This window comes from Rothia sp. 11254D007BW (genome assembly GCF_053548195.1).
This window is the reverse complement of record NZ_JBPWPK010000001.1, coordinates 178,351-192,132: the sequence shown is the minus strand read 5'-3', so window position 1 is coordinate 192,132 and position 13,782 is coordinate 178,351. Positions and strand designations below refer to the sequence as shown.

Sequence of the window (13,782 nt, the reverse complement as noted above, 5' to 3'; positions counted from 1 at the left end):
AACAAATATGACTGTAAAAACACGACACCCCGTGTAACAAGTTGTTTACCTTACAGGGGGTAAGGTAAGGCACATACACCATTTGGTTTGTGCCACAGCACCTCCATGCTACCGGTGCACGCACTGAATCCACCACAAGAGAGGAAGCCCAGTGACTACTGACGCACTGGTTCAGCTCACCCACGTCAACAAGCACTACGGTGAGAACCACGTCCTCAAGGACATCAACCTTTCCATCGGCAAGGGCGAGGTTGTCGTCCTCCTCGGCCCTTCAGGCTCCGGCAAGTCAACCCTCTGCCGCACCATCAACCGTCTTGAAACCATCACCGACGGCACCATCACCATCGACGGCAAAAAACTACCCGAAGAAGGCAAAGAACTCGCCAACCTGCGCGCAGAAGTCGGCATGGTCTTCCAGTCCTTCAACCTCTTTGCCCACAAGACCATCCTCGAAAACGTCACCCTAGGCCCCCGCAAGGTACGCGGCATGGGCAAGGCCGAAGCCGAAGAACTGGCCATGAGCCTGCTCAAGAAGGTTGGCGTCGATAACCAGGCCTCCAAGATGCCCGCCCAGCTCTCCGGTGGCCAGCAGCAGCGCGTCGCTATCGCCCGCGCCCTCGCTATGAAGCCCAAGGTCATGCTCTTCGACGAGCCCACCAGCGCCCTTGACCCCGAAATGGTCAACGAAGTACTCGACACCATGGTCTCCCTCGCCCGCGAAGGCATGACCATGATCGTGGTAACCCACGAAATGGGCTTCGCCCGCAAGGCAGCAGACCGCATCGTCTTCCTGGCCGACGGCGAAATCGTCGAAGAAGCCACCCCCGACCAGTTCTTCACCAACCCCCAGTCAGACCGCGCCAAGGACTTCCTGGGTAAGATCCTGGGTCACTAAGGACGGCCAGCCATGAACCTCTCCCGCGCCAAAGCAAAGGCCGCAGCCTGCGCCGCCCTGCTCGCCACCGGCGTCCTCGCGCTCTCCGGTTGCTCCGCCACCGGCAGCGAAGACACCATCCGCATCGGCATCAAGTACGACCAGCCCGGCCTGGGCTACCAGGACGGACGCGACTACACCGGCTTCGACACAGATGTAGCCCGCTACGTTGCAGCTGAACTCGGCTACTCCGAAGATCAGATTGAATGGGTCGAAGCCCCCAGCGCCAACCGCGAAAACATGCTCACCAACAACCAGGTAGACATGATTTTTGCGACCTATTCCATCACCGAAAAGCGACTCAAGACCGTCGACTTCGCAGGCCCCTACTTCGTCGCTGGCCAGGACCTGCTGGTCCAGGCAGAGAACACCGACATCACCGGCCCCGAATCTCTTGCAGGGAAGAACCTGTGCTCCGTCACTGGCTCAACCAGTGCAAAGAAGATCCAGGATAAGTACTCATCAGAGGTCCAGCTGGTTCAGCAGAACTCCTACTCTGACTGCGTCGTCGCTCTCAACGCCGGCATGGTCGATGCTGTGACCACCGACGACATCATCCTGGCGGGCCTCGCCTCTACCAAGGCCAACCAGGGCGAGCTCAAGCTCGTGGGCAACACCTTCTCCACCGAAAACTACGGTGTCGGCCTACCCAAGGGATCCGACAAGTGCGCCGCCATCAACGCAGCCATCAACAAGATGGTCGAAACCGGCGCCTGGGAAGAAGCCATCAAAAAGAACGTAGGTGCCGCTAACTACACCTACAACGCCGAGCTGAACCCGCCCGTCCTCACCGACGCCTGCGCCACCGTTGACGCCAAATAAGGCCGCAGCGCCCAGCGCACCTTCACCACACCACAATCTTTCAACCATCGGAGGCTTTCATGTCGTTCTCTGAACAGCTCTCCACGCTCTTTGCCACCTACGACGTCATCGGCGCCTTCTGGACCAACATCCAGCTGACCTTCTGGGCAGCCATCGCATCTTTCGTCCTCGGCTCCCTGCTAGCACTAATGCGTATCTCGCCCGTGCCCTCCCTACGCTGGGCTGGCACCGCCTACGTGCACCTGGTCCGCAACACCCCGCTGACCATCCTGATGACCCTGGCAATCCTGGGCGTGTGGACCCAGTTCCAGCTCTCACTAGCAACCAGCTTTGAGTGGAACTTCTTTATCTACGCCGTTATCGTCCTTGCCATCTACCACGCGGCCTTCGTCTGTGAGGCCATCCGCTCCGGCGTCAATACTGTGCCCGTCGGCCAGGCTGAAGCGGCCCGCGCCATCGGCCTGGGCTTCCTGCCCACCGCCCGCTACGTGATTTTCCCGCAGGCTCTACGCGGCTCCATCACCCCGCTGGGCAACACCCTGATTGCGCTAGCCAAGAACACCACCGTAGCCACCGTAGCCTCAGTCGCTGAGGCCTCAGGCATGATGAAGTCCATGATTGAGTTCAACTCAGACCTCATCTTCATGATCTTCTTCGTCTTCGCCATGGGCTTTGTGATTATTGTTGTCCCCATCGGCCTGCTAACCACCTGGGCCTCTCGTAAACTGGCGGTGAAGCGATGAGCAAGCGTATGACCTCAACCTCGGTACTCTTTGACGTACCCGGCCCCAAGGCCCGCGCCCGAACCCGCATCTTCAACATCGTGGCTCTTGTGCTCCTGGCAGCAGGCTTTGCCTACGTCCTGATGGTGATGAACCGCCAGGGCCAGCTGGAAGCCGATAAGTGGACTTCCCTCTTCTCGGGTAACCTCTGGGCCAACTACATCCTGCCCGCCCTCTGGAAGACCCTCTCAGCTGCCCTGATTTCTGTGGTTACCTCGGTGGCTTTCGGTCTCTTCTTCGGCCTGGCCCGCCTGTCACCCAATAAGGCTGTGCGAGCCTTCGGCACCGTGGTCGTGGAGTTCTTCCGCGCCGTCCCCGTGCTGATGATGATGATCTTCTTCTGGCTCTTTTTGGGCAAACTCAACCTCTTTGCCCCCTCACAGCTGCCCTTTATCGCCGTGGTTCTGGGCCTGACCCTCTACAACGGCTCAGTCATCGCTGAGCTTCTGCGCTCCGGCGTTCAGCAGCTGCCCAAGGGCCAGGGTGAAGCCGGCCTGGCTATCGGCCTGACCCCTTGGAAGGTGCTGACCCTGATTCTGGTACCCCAGGCTCTGACCGCCATGATGCCCTCGCTGCTCTCGCAGTTCGTGGTCATTCTCAAGGACACCGCCCTGGGCTACATCATCTCCTACCCCGAACTGCTAGCTGCCGCCCGCCGCTTCGGTTCCGGTGAAGGCAACATCCTGCAGATGCTCTTGCTGGCCGCCCTGATTTTCGTGGTCATCAACTTCGCCCTGACCCTCTTCGCCGAGTGGCTCGCTAAGTACATGAGTTCCCGCTCCGACGTAGAGATCAAGCACGCCGACGGTGTGCCCGGTGAAGTGGACGAAGCCCAACCCAAGACCGAGCTGATGTTCAAGATCCCCAAGCACTAGCGTCCGCACCTGCGACACTTACCCAAGGGGACCTGAAAATTTTGAAGGGACCGCATATTATGCGGTCCCTTTGAAGTTTTGTGGTCCCTTTGTGGGGTTAGGACGCCGTCAGCCAGCTTTCCAGCGCCGTATAGCAGGTACGCACCTCGGAGGCTTTAACGTGCTCGTTATCGGTATGGGCCAGCAGGGCGTCGCCGGGCCCGAAGTTCACGGCGGGAATACCGATTTCGCTGAAGCGGGCGACGTCCGTCCAGCCGTACTTAGGTTTGGGGGCCTGTCCGACCGACTCAATCAGAGATCTAGACAGCGGAGCGTCCAGGCCGGGGCGGGCCGCTGATGAAAGGTCCACGAAATCCAGCTCGTAGCCCTCGAAAACCTCGTGCAGGTGCGCGACGGCTTCATCCAGGGTCTTGTTGGGAGCAAAACGGTAGTTGATATGGATGCCCGCGTCATCGGGAATGACGTTCCCCGCGACCCCGCCTGAAATCTGCACGGCGTTGAGCCCCTCGCGGTAGGCCAGGCCCTCAACCTCATAGGTGGCAGGCTGGTAGGCAGCAAGACGTCCCAGCACGTCCGCCATCTTATGGATAGCGTTGACGCCCTTCCAGGCGCGACCCGAATGGGCGGCGACACCCGAGGTGCGAATCCAGAAGCGGATGGTGCCGTTGCAGCCACCTTCGATGGTGCCGTCGGTGGGTTCCAGGAGCACGGCAAAGGCCGCATCGGTCAGCTTCTCCCGGTGGTTGCGCATCAGGCGGGCAAGCCCTGAGAGCTCTGATGCAACCTCTTCGTTGTCATAGAAGACATAGGTAATGTCGTAGCGGGGCTCCTTCAAGTGGGCAGCTAGGGCTAGCTGCACGGCAACCCCGCCCTTCATATCCACGGCACCGCGGCCGTAGAGAACCCGCTCCCCCGCTTCCTCAGACCAAGAGGCCGGTACGGTGCCTCGTGAGCCCTCGGTACGGGGCAGGGGCACTGTATCTAGGTGACCTGCCAGCACAATGCGGGTATCCCGGCCCAGGTTAGTGCGGGCGATGATGGCATCGCCGTCGCGGGTTATCTCTAAGCCGCCAATGCCCTCAAGGGCCGCCTGCACGGCGTCCGCCAGGCGCACCTCGGCGCCAGAAACAGAATAAATATTGAGCAGATCAGCGGTCAGGTCTTCAACGGGCTGGGTTAGGTTCAGGACGTCGGGGCCCACCTGAGCGAACTCAGCGGCCTGGGCGAGGGTAGGGTTCTTGGTCATAGTTCCACCATACAAGCAGATAGCGCCCCGCACCCGCCTGATTCCGTAGACTGGTAGGCATGACTGAAAACAACACCCGTGTAGCATCCGGCCTGGGCCTGGCCACCGTCGTCGCCTCCGGCGAGAACGAAGGCACCGTACTCGATGTCTGGTACCCCGCCCCCGCCCTCACCGAAACCCCCGACGACTCCGTAGCAGCCGACCTCGAAGCCCTGGTCGAAGCCGACGAAGACCGCAACGTTGTGCGTGAGCTGGTCAACGTCACCATCAACCTCGACGAGGCCCCCGCCAACGCAGCGGACGCCTACCTGCGCCTGCACCTGCTCTCCCACACCCTGGTTGCCCCCAACACCATCAACCTCGACGGTCTCTTTGGTGCTCTCGCCAACGTCGCCTGGACCAACTTCGGCCCCGTGCTAGCCAGCGAATTCAACACCGTCTCGCTGAAGCTGCGCCGCCGCGGCGCCCTGGTCGTCACCCACGTCGACAAGTTCCCCCGTATGATTGACTACGTCGTACCCGCAGGTGTTCGTATCGGCGACGCCGACCGCGTCCGCCTGGGTGCCCACCTGGCCGCAGGCACCACCGTCATGCACGAAGGCTTCGTCAATTTCAACGCCGGTACCCTCGGCGAATCTATGGTCGAAGGCCGCATCTCCCAGGGCGTTGTCATTGGCAACGGTACCGACATCGGCGGTGGCGCCTCCACCATGGGCACCCTCTCCGGCGGCGGCACCCAGCGTGTCTCCATCGGCGAGCGCTCCCTGCTCGGCGCTGAAGCCGGTATCGGCATTGCCCTGGGTGATGACTGCGTGGTTGAAGCTGGCCTCTACGTCACCGCTGGCTCCCGCGTGACCGTCCTCAACCCCGGTGCTGAGCCCAAGGTCGTCAAGGCCCTGGAACTCTCAGGTGTCAACAACCTGCTCTTCCGCCGCAACTCCGTAACCGGCGCTATCGAGGTGCTACCCCGCGCCAACAACACCGTGGAACTGAACTCAGAGCTGCACGCTAACTAAAAAGTAAGTAATCATTTCGCGAGACGGGCTTATGCTCGCTGCCGATATTTACTGAAGATTAATATACGCAAGACCCGCCCTACCGGCTGACCGGTAGGGCGGGTCTTTACAATGGGAGAACACACTCACAACACATCAGAAAGCTATTCATGAAGCGTTCTCTTTCTCTGCTGGCAGGTCTTGGCCTGGTTTCTTCCAGCATTCTCGTTCCCGCAGCTTTTGCAGCAGACGGTACTACCGACCTGGGCAATTTGACCGTGCTGGCCTCAACCGACGTCCACGGCCGCGCCCTTAACTACGACTACTTCACCGGCGCTCCCTATGGCGAAGGTGCTAAGGCTCTGGGTATGGAGCACCTGGCAACCGCCATCGCCCAGACCCGGGCAGCAAAGGGTGCAGAGTCCACCCTGGTGCTCGATAACGGTGACGCCAACCAGGGCAACCCCTTACAGACCTACTACCAGAACAACCGCACCGCAACCAGTGTTGACCCCATGGCATCGGTCTTTAATCTGCTCGGCTATGACGCCGGTGTAGTGGGCAACCACGAGTTCAACTACGGCCCCGATGCAGCCGCCCAGTACACCCAGAACCTGACTATGCCCCTGCTCGGCGCTAACGTCATCGACACCGCAACCGGCGCTCCCGCCTACGAGCCCTATACCATGATTGAAAAGACCGTGGGCGGCGAGAAGATCCAGGTAGCCGTGATCGGCGTGGTAACCCCCGGGGTTCGCGTGTGGGATAAGGCTACCGTTGAGGGCAAGTTGGAGTTTAAGGACGCCGCCGCTACCGTCGCAGAGTGGGCACCCAAGGTCAAGGCGGCAGGAGCCGACGTGGTCGTCGTCCTCGCCCACACCGGCCTGGACGCCGAGGGCTACACCTACAACCCCGCCGACCTGACCGAAAACGTCGCTAAGTCTGTTGCCGAACAGTCCACCGACGTTGATGTGGTCGTGGGCGGCCACTCCCACGTCACCAACAAAGTTCAGGAATACTTCACCAACAAGAACGGTGAGCCGGTGCTCTACACCCAGCCCGGCTACTGGGCCCGTTTCCTCTCCGAAGTCACCCTACCCCTGGTCAAGGAAGCAGACGGTGACATCGAGGTCAAGTGGACTGAAGCCGAAAAGCCCACCGCCGTTGCCCTCAACGCCGGTGACTACGCTGCCGACGCGTCCGTCCTCACCGCTATCGAGCCCTACCACTCAAAGACAACCGAGTGGGTGCAGACCGTCGTTGCTCAGGCAACCGCTGAAATGCCCGCCGCCACCAGCGCCTGGGAAGACACCGCTGTTCTGGACTTCATCAACATGGTACAGACCGAAGAAGTCACCCGGGCCCTAGCCGGAACCCAGTACGAGGGCCTGCCCGTCCTTGCTGAGGCCTCCCCCTTCTCCCGCACCGCCGTCTTCAAGCAGGGCGATGTCACCATCGCCGATATGGCTAGCCTCTACATCTACGACAACACCCTCTACGCTGTTGAGCTCACCGGCGCCCAACTCAAGGACTACCTTGAATGGTCAGCCCGCTACTACAAGCAGCAGGAGCCCGGCGCTGAGATCACCGACTGGTCCACCGTTACTAACGCCCTCTACGAGGGGGCAACCCGCGGTATTCCCGACTACTCCTACGACGTGCTCTCAGGTGTGAACTACCACATCAACATCTCCAAGCCTGTCGGCGAGCGCATCGAGGGTCTAGCCCTGCCAGATGGCACTCCCCTCGCCGATGATCAGAAGGTCATCCTGGCTCTGAACAACTACCGCTGGTCAGGCGGCTCAGGCTACCCGCACGTCACCGCAGCTCCTATCGTCTACGAGGAGCAGAAGGCCGTGCGCGACCTCATGATCGACTGGGCTATCACCAACAAGACCATCGACCCGACCACCTTCTTCGTCAAGAACTGGACGGTTGGCACCAGCTCCCTACCCACCGAGCAGGCACCCGAAGAGACCCCGGCTCCGGCTCCCAGCGCCAGCCCCACCGCTGCTCCTTCGGCTGAGCCCACGGTAGCCCCCACCGAAGAGCCGACTGCAAGCCCCAGTGCGGACGCCCCCGCCCCGTCTCCCAGCGATAGCCCGGCGTCATCGGCCTCCGCTAACACCAGCCAGAGCTCTGTGGCAGGAGCCCGTGAAACTGGAAAGAGCGGCATACTAGCCCACACCGGTGCTACTGCTCTGCCCCTCCTCGCAGGTGCTGCCCTCCTACTGGGTCTAGGCGCTACCGCTTTCTTCGCCGCCCGCCGCAAGAACAGCTAGGAGTAAGCGTCCACGCCTAACGCCCACCTTATATATGCTCAGCCCCGCCACCGCTTCTACCGGCTGGCGGGGCTGAGTGCAGGTAAGCTAGAAAAAACACCAATCGTCTACTAGGGGAAAACGTGAAGATTCTCGTTACCGGCGGCGCCGGCTACATCGGCTCCCACACCGTACTCGAACTACTCAAGGCAGGCCACGAGGTAACCGTTATGGACAACCTCTCAAACTCATCCATGGAGTCCCTGGCCCGCGTTGAAGAGCTGACCGGCAAGACTGTAGAGTTCCGCAAGGTTGACCTGCTGGATCTGCCCGAGATGAAGCAGCTGTTCAATCTGGTCAAGCCTGACGCTGTGATTCACTTTGCCGGTCTTAAGGCCGTGGGCGAGTCCGCCGAAAAGCCCCTGTGGTACTACCAGACCAACGTCGCTGGAACCCTCAACCTGCTCTATGCCATGGAAGAGGCAGGCTGCCACTCCATCGTCTTCTCATCGTCTGCAACCGTCTACGGCGAACCCGAGTCTATGCCGCTGACCGAAAAGCTAAACATGGACGCCCAGTCCTGCTACGGCCGCACCAAGGAACACATCGAGGATATGCTCATTGACCTGGCAGCCTCAGATTCTAAGTGGAACATCGCCCTGCTGCGCTACTTCAACCCGGTAGGTGCCCACGAGTCCGGCCGTATCGGTGAAGACCCGGCCGGCATCCCCAATAACCTGGTACCCTTCATCGCCCAGGTCGCTGTGGGTCGCCGCGAATACCTCAATGTTTTCGGCAACGACTACCCCACCGTCGACGGCACCGGCGTGCGCGACTACATTCACGTCGTTGACCTGGCGGACGGCCACCTCAAGGCCCTGGATTACATCACCGCCCACGGCGGCCTGCACACCTGGAACCTGGGTACCGGTAACGGCTACTCGGTTCTTGAGGTACTGCACGCTTTTGAGAAGGCTGCGGGTAAAGAGCTACCCTACAAGATTGTGGACCGCCGCCCCGGCGATGTGGCTGTTTCCTACGCAGATCCCGCTGCTGCCCTAGCAGATCTAGGGTGGTCTGCTACCCGCGATATCGACACCATGGTGCGCGACCACTGGAACTGGCAGAAGAATAATCCAAATGGATATGAGGCGTAGCGAGTAGCCCCCAAAGCCAAGCCCCGGCGTCCTTATCTCCAACGAGGTAAGGACGCCGGGGCTTAGTGATGCGCTGCTTGGCAGGTTAACGCTCGGGGTAGTGGCGTTCGGTTTCGCCGATGTAGACCTGGCGGGGGCGACCGATCTTGCGGTCGGGGTCCTGGATGCCTTCGGTCCACTGGGCGATCCAGCCGGGGAGGCGGCCCAGGGCGAAGAGGACGGTGAACATGTGTTCGGGGAAGCCCATAGCCTTGTAGATGAGGCCTGTGTAGAAGTCTACGTTGGGGTAGAGCTTACGTTCGATGAAGTAGTCGTCGTTGAGGGCCTTCTCTTCGAGGCGCTTGGCGATATCGAGCAGTTCGTTGTTGCCGCCGATGGATTCGAGGATTTCGTCTGCGGTCTTCTTGACGATACGAGCGCGGGGGTCGTAGTTCTTGTAGACGCGGTGGCCGAAGCCCATGAGGCGGACGCCGTCTTCCTTGTTCTTGACCTTCTCCATGAAGTCTTCGGGGCTGATGCCGTCCTTCTGAATCTGGTTGAGCATCTTGAGCACTGCCTCGTTAGCGCCGCCGTGCAGGGGGCCGTAGAGGGCGTTGATGCCGGCTGAGACGGAGGCGAACATGTTGGCGTTTGAGGAGCCGACCAGTCGCACGGTGGAGGTGGAGCAGTTCTGCTCGTGGTCTGCGTGCAGGAGCAGCAGCAGATCGAGAGCCTTGGCGTGCAGGGGGTTGACCTCGTATTCCTCGGTGGGGAAGCCGAAGCACATGCGCAGGAAGTTCTCGGTGTAGTTGAGCTCGTTCTTGGGGTAGATGGAGGGCTCGCCCTTGGACTTCTTGTAGGCGTAGGCTGCCAGGGTGGGCACCTTGGAGAGCAGGCGGTAGGTTGAGATCTCTACCTGACGGGGGTCGAAGGGGTCGAGGGAGTCAGAGTAGAAGGTCGACATGGCTGAGACGCTGGATGCGAGGACGGCCATGGGGTGGGCGTCGCGGGGGAAGCCGCGGAAAAAGAATTTGAAGTCTTCGTGCACCATGGTGTGGCGGCGAATCATCTGGTCGAAGTCTTCGAGCTGGGCGGGGGTGGGCAGTTCTCCGTAGATGAGCAGGTAGGCGGTTTCGATGAAGCTGGATTTTTCTGCCAGCTCTTCGATGGGATAGCCGCGGTAGCGCAGGATGCCGGCGTCACCGTCGATGTAGGTGATAGCTGACTTTGCGTTTGCGGTGTTCATGAAGCCCGGGTCGTAGGCTACCTTGCCGGTTTCTTTGAGCATGCCTGCAACTTCGAAGGCACCGTTACCTTCGGTTGCTTCTACTGCGGGCAGGGGCAGTTCTTTGCCGTCATAGCTCAGCAGCGCTTTGTTCTCAGTCATTGTGTTCCTCCTGTCATACGAGGCAACGTACGTGCTGTGTGATGAAGTGGGATTCTAAAAAAGGACGGTGCGGCTTTCGCGGGGTGGTGGAAGGCCGCACCGTGCACGTACGCACGTCATCTATGGTCTACATTACAGCAGAATAATGCGCGGGGTCACATTGGTGTGCGTTCAGAAGCTACATTACGTTCTTTAGCTGAGCTTATTTGACATTAACAGTTTTGCTTTACTCTGACAGTCGGGCAGCGGCACGGGAAATGTCGTCATCTGAGCCGGTCAGGGCGATGCGCACATAGCCCTCACCTGCGGTTCCGTAGAAAACGCCGGGGCCAATCACGATACCCTTGTCTGCAAAGCGCTGGACGGTAGCCCAGGTATCTTCACCTGCTGTAGCCCACAGGTAGAGCCCTGCCTCGGAGTGCTCGACGGTTAGGCCAAAGCGTTCCAGGGCCGGCAGTAGGGTTTCGCGGCGGGCTCGGTAGAGATCTTTCTGGGCCTCAACGTGAGCGTCATCGGAGAGCGCTGCGGTCATGGCGACCTGTACGGGAGCGGGTACAATCATGCCCGCGTGCTTACGGGAGTTGACCAGGTTGGCCATAATCGTCGCGTCTCCCGCGATAAAAGCGCCGCGGTAGCCAGCAAAGTTGGACTGCTTAGAAAGAGAGTAGGCTGCCAGCACCAGGTCCTGGCTTTCGCCACAGACACGGGGGTCAAGCACGGAGGGCACCGGCTTCCCCCCGCGAGCAGCGTCCCATTCTCCCCAGCCCAGTTCTGCGTAGCACTCGTCGGAGGCAACCACGGCACCCAGGGCACGGGCGTCCTCCACTATCTTTTTCAGCTCATCCACATCGCGCACGATGCCGGTGGGGTTGGCCGGCGAGTTAATCCATACCAGGCGGACGCTGGCACGGGTCGCCTCATCGAGCTCATCCAGGGAATCAGCTGCCACGGGGGTTGCGCCGGCGAGCTGGGCACCGATGTCGTAGGTAGGGTAGGCAACGGTGGGGCGGACGACCACGTCCCCCTCCCCCAGGCCCAGCAGGAAGGGAAGCCAGGCAACAAGCTCCTTCGAGCCGATAGTGGGCATGACCTGGTCGGTAGACAGCCCGGGCACGCCGCGGCAGCGGTCGAACCAGTCAACGATAGCCTGACGCAGGGTGAGAGTACCGTGAGTTGTGGGGTAGCCGTGGGCATCAGTAGCACCGGCCAGGGCATCACGGATAACTGAGGGGGTAGGGTCAACCGGGGTTCCAATAGAAAGGTTAATGAGCCCCTCGGGGTGGTCTTCAGCGGTAGCCCGGTAGGGGGCCATAGTGTCCCAGGGGTAGTCGGGCAGGTCGAGGCCAAATTCGCGCATGGTCTGCTTTCTCTTGTGAATATGTTTGTTTTCTAGTGTAAGCCTTCGCATAAAACTAAAGGAGCGAGTATCTCACAAGATACTCGCTCCTTGAACCGTGTCTAGGTGTCTTAGTCCTGGTTCTGCGGGGGCAGGGCCGCAATCATGGGGGCGTCCTTAGCGATGACGCCCAGACGGGCGGCGCCACCGGGTGAGCCAAGATCGTCGAAGAAGTCGGCGTTAGCGGCGGTGTAGTCTTCCCATTCTTCGGGGACGTCGTCTTCGTAGTAGATAGCTTCTACGGGGCAAACCGGCTCACAAGCACCGCAGTCGACGCATTCGTCGGGGTGAATGTAGAGGGAGCGTTCGCCTTCGTAGATGCAGTCGACAGGGCATTCTTCGACGCAGGCGCGATCTTTTACGTCGACGCAGGGCTGGGCGATGATGTAGGTCATGGGTGCCTTTCTGGTGGTGACGCACCGGTGCGTGGTGTGTTGGGTAACTGTGCTCTAGTGTATCTGGTCACCGGTGTGGGGGCAGATTTTTGTGATGGATGAGATAGCCTGTTGAGCCGGGTTAAGTTTTATTGCGGCGGTATTTAGTGGCGCTCATAATTCCCAGGGTTGAGGCAACAAGGGATCCGAGAGCCCAGATAGTTCCAGCGGTGCCGATCGGGTTGATGGGGTTGATATAGACCAGCATTGAGGTACCTTTGGCGAAAGCAAAGATGCCGATGAGGATAAAGGCCGTGGCACCGAGCAGGGCTGCTGCCCAGTTCTTTTCGGTGTGAATGGCAACCCAGGTTGAAGCGAAGTACACGGTCAGGATGCCCAGGGCAGCGCCCCAGGGTACCCAGAGCGCACTAGTGGGGTACCAGATATGGGCGTGGTACATAGTGCCGGCAAAACCTGCAATCAGCCCGAGGGCGATTGCGGAAATGGCTGAGTTGATAGGGCCGGGCGCTTCAACGCTTTCTTCCGGAGACACGTCAGCTGGGGTTTCCGACTGGGCTGTGCCCCAGAGCAGGCGGTAGGTTTCGGTAGGGTTGATGGGCTGGGAGACCCCGTTTGAGTACTCGAAGGTGGTCTCGCTGGTGATAGTAATTTGGGTAGCGTGGGCCCGCATGGCCTCACGCTTATGGTCGATACTGCCCATAATGACAGCCTGCTGCCGGGTATCTTGACGATTGGGGTCGCCTTCGATACCCCATAGAGCGATGGGAGCCGAGGGGGTTCCCTCCAGGGAGCGGACGGCCGCCAAGGTAGCTTCGTAGGTTCGTTTGTGGTCGGGGTGCCCGTAGCCGCCGTCCGCGTCGTAGGTGACGACGACGTCCGGTCTGATTTCCCGGATAGCGCTGGCGATGGCGTCTGCCTGGGGCTTGAGGGGCAGACGCGTAAGGCAGTCATCGGCTGCGGCGGGGTTAGCGATAGCGCGTCCGTCCGACCCCCACGTCATACCCGAATCACGGTAGCTGGTGCGCTCGCCGGGCAGGTAACTTGCTCCCTCGCCCAGGTAGAGGTGGTGGCGGATGCCGAGGGCTTTGAGAGAGGCTTTGAGTTCCCCGGTGCGGTACTCACCCAGGGCATGGCCCCGGTCGGTGTTAGCGGGGTGGGTTGCTTCGAGATGACGCAGGGCAGGGTCAATGACTTCACCCATTTCACCACGGGTCATGGTGAGCAAGTGTACGGTAACGCCGGCGTCGGTAAGAGCGCCGATGGTGGCACCGGTCGATGAGGCTTCATCATCGGGGTGGGCGTGTACGAAAAGAACGGTGGTGTCTTTGGGCTTGATGCCTTCGGGAATCAGGCTAAAAGTAGCGGTGTCGGTAATGATTTCACCGGCGACCGGGTAATGAGGCTGGGCGTCGAGTTCCATGGTGACGGTTTTCTGCTGGGTGCTGTTTGGTTCCTAGCAATTTTAGCTTTACTTACTGAGCTCTAGCTGGGTTTGCTGTTTTAACGATGTGCTTTGGTCATCTCGCTCTTATCCCTGTGGTTATCAGTAGGGC

The 13,782-nt window shown here is 60.3% G+C and carries 12 protein-coding genes; 7 read left to right on the top strand and 5 right to left on the bottom strand.

Annotated elements, in window-relative coordinates:
- The first annotated feature begins 166 nt into the window (after positions 1-166).
- Genes ACEE43_RS00880 through ACEE43_RS00865 form a run of 4 tightly spaced genes read left to right on the top strand, consistent with a single transcriptional unit; the run spans position 167 to position 3,413 of the window.
- Entirely contained in the window at positions 167-895 is a 729-nt protein-coding gene (locus ACEE43_RS00880) for an amino acid ABC transporter ATP-binding protein (RefSeq protein ID WP_237223484.1), read from the top strand.
- Positions 896-907: 12 nt separating this feature from the next.
- The gene (locus ACEE43_RS00875) at positions 908-1,756 is read left to right on the top strand and encodes a glutamate ABC transporter substrate-binding protein (RefSeq protein WP_449108109.1); all 849 of its coding nucleotides are present in this window, start codon (positions 908-910) and stop codon (positions 1,754-1,756) included.
- 59 nt (positions 1,757-1,815) lie between these two features.
- A complete protein-coding gene (locus ACEE43_RS00870; protein ID WP_449108110.1) occupies positions 1,816-2,499 on the top strand; it encodes an amino acid ABC transporter permease in 684 nt (227 codons plus the stop codon).
- Positions 2,496-3,413, top strand: a complete 918-nt coding sequence (locus ACEE43_RS00865; RefSeq protein ID WP_449108111.1) for an amino acid ABC transporter permease — start codon at positions 2,496-2,498, stop codon at positions 3,411-3,413. Before ACEE43_RS00870 ends, ACEE43_RS00865 begins: the two co-directional genes overlap by 4 nt.
- 97 nt (positions 3,414-3,510) lie before the next feature.
- Here ACEE43_RS00865 and dapE read toward each other — a convergent pair whose 3' ends face one another.
- The gene (gene dapE / locus ACEE43_RS00860) at positions 3,511-4,659 is read right to left on the bottom strand and encodes a succinyl-diaminopimelate desuccinylase (protein WP_449108112.1); all 1,149 of its coding nucleotides are present in this window, start codon (positions 4,657-4,659) and stop codon (positions 3,511-3,513) included.
- A 50-nt stretch (positions 4,660-4,709) separates the two neighbouring features.
- On the opposite strand from dapE, the gene dapD reads away from it, so the two are divergent.
- The 3 genes from dapD (at position 4,710) to galE (ending at position 9,072) form a co-directional block, all read left to right on the top strand.
- Positions 4,710-5,675 carry a 2,3,4,5-tetrahydropyridine-2,6-dicarboxylate N-succinyltransferase gene (gene dapD, locus ACEE43_RS00855; protein ID WP_237204665.1) on the top strand — a complete coding sequence of 322 codons (966 nt, stop codon included), beginning with the start codon at positions 4,710-4,712 and terminating at the stop codon, positions 5,673-5,675.
- 149 nt (positions 5,676-5,824) lie between these two features.
- Positions 5,825-7,936, top strand: a complete 2,112-nt coding sequence (locus ACEE43_RS00850) for a 5'-nucleotidase C-terminal domain-containing protein (protein WP_449108113.1) — start codon at positions 5,825-5,827, stop codon at positions 7,934-7,936.
- Between the two features lie 122 nt (positions 7,937-8,058).
- Positions 8,059-9,072, top strand: coding sequence for a UDP-glucose 4-epimerase GalE (gene galE / locus ACEE43_RS00845; RefSeq protein WP_449108114.1), 1,014 nt, complete (start codon positions 8,059-8,061; stop codon positions 9,070-9,072).
- Positions 9,073-9,157: 85 nt separating this feature from the next.
- Here galE and ACEE43_RS00840 read toward each other — a convergent pair whose 3' ends face one another.
- The 4 genes from ACEE43_RS00840 to ACEE43_RS00825 all read right to left on the bottom strand — a co-directional run bounded on the left by ACEE43_RS00840 (position 9,158) and on the right by ACEE43_RS00825 (position 13,649).
- Positions 9,158-10,438 carry a citrate synthase gene (locus tag ACEE43_RS00840; protein WP_185174366.1) on the bottom strand — a complete coding sequence of 427 codons (1,281 nt, stop codon included), beginning with the start codon at positions 10,436-10,438 and terminating at the stop codon, positions 9,158-9,160.
- A 226-nt stretch (positions 10,439-10,664) separates the two neighbouring features.
- Positions 10,665-11,795, bottom strand: a complete 1,131-nt coding sequence (gene dapC, locus ACEE43_RS00835) for a succinyldiaminopimelate transaminase (RefSeq protein ID WP_449108115.1) — start codon at positions 11,793-11,795, stop codon at positions 10,665-10,667.
- A gap of 110 nt (positions 11,796-11,905) precedes the next feature.
- Positions 11,906-12,229, bottom strand: a complete 324-nt coding sequence (gene fdxA, locus ACEE43_RS00830) for a ferredoxin (protein ID WP_135013646.1) — start codon at positions 12,227-12,229, stop codon at positions 11,906-11,908.
- Between the two features lie 121 nt (positions 12,230-12,350).
- Positions 12,351-13,649 (bottom strand): PIG-L family deacetylase, encoded by a 1,299-nt coding sequence (locus tag ACEE43_RS00825; protein WP_449108116.1) that lies wholly within the window; start codon positions 13,647-13,649, stop codon positions 12,351-12,353.
- Positions 13,650-13,782: the final 133 nt, after the last annotated feature.

What these genes read in the sequence shown, in the direction of transcription:
- ACEE43_RS00875 (WP_449108109.1), top strand. Translation starts at nt 908, where the DNA reads ATGAACCTCTCCCGCGCCAAAGCAAAGGCCGCAGCCTGCGCCGCCCTG.
- ACEE43_RS00870 (WP_449108110.1), top strand. Translation starts at nt 1,816, where the DNA reads ATGTCGTTCTCTGAACAGCTCTCCACGCTCTTTGCCACCTACGACGTC.
- ACEE43_RS00865 (WP_449108111.1), top strand. Translation starts at nt 2,496, where the DNA reads ATGAGCAAGCGTATGACCTCAACCTCGGTACTCTTTGACGTACCCGGC.
- dapE (WP_449108112.1), bottom strand. Translation starts at nt 4,659, where the DNA reads ATGACCAAGAACCCTACCCTCGCCCAGGCCGCTGAGTTCGCTCAGGTG.
- ACEE43_RS00850 (WP_449108113.1), top strand. Translation starts at nt 5,825, where the DNA reads ATGAAGCGTTCTCTTTCTCTGCTGGCAGGTCTTGGCCTGGTTTCTTCC.
- ACEE43_RS00840 (WP_185174366.1), bottom strand. Translation starts at nt 10,438, where the DNA reads ATGACTGAGAACAAAGCGCTGCTGAGCTATGACGGCAAAGAACTGCCC.
- dapC (WP_449108115.1), bottom strand. Translation starts at nt 11,795, where the DNA reads ATGCGCGAATTTGGCCTCGACCTGCCCGACTACCCCTGGGACACTATG.
- fdxA (WP_135013646.1), bottom strand. Translation starts at nt 12,229, where the DNA reads ATGACCTACATCATCGCCCAGCCCTGCGTCGACGTAAAAGATCGCGCC.
- ACEE43_RS00825 (WP_449108116.1), bottom strand. Translation starts at nt 13,649, where the DNA reads ATGGAACTCGACGCCCAGCCTCATTACCCGGTCGCCGGTGAAATCATT.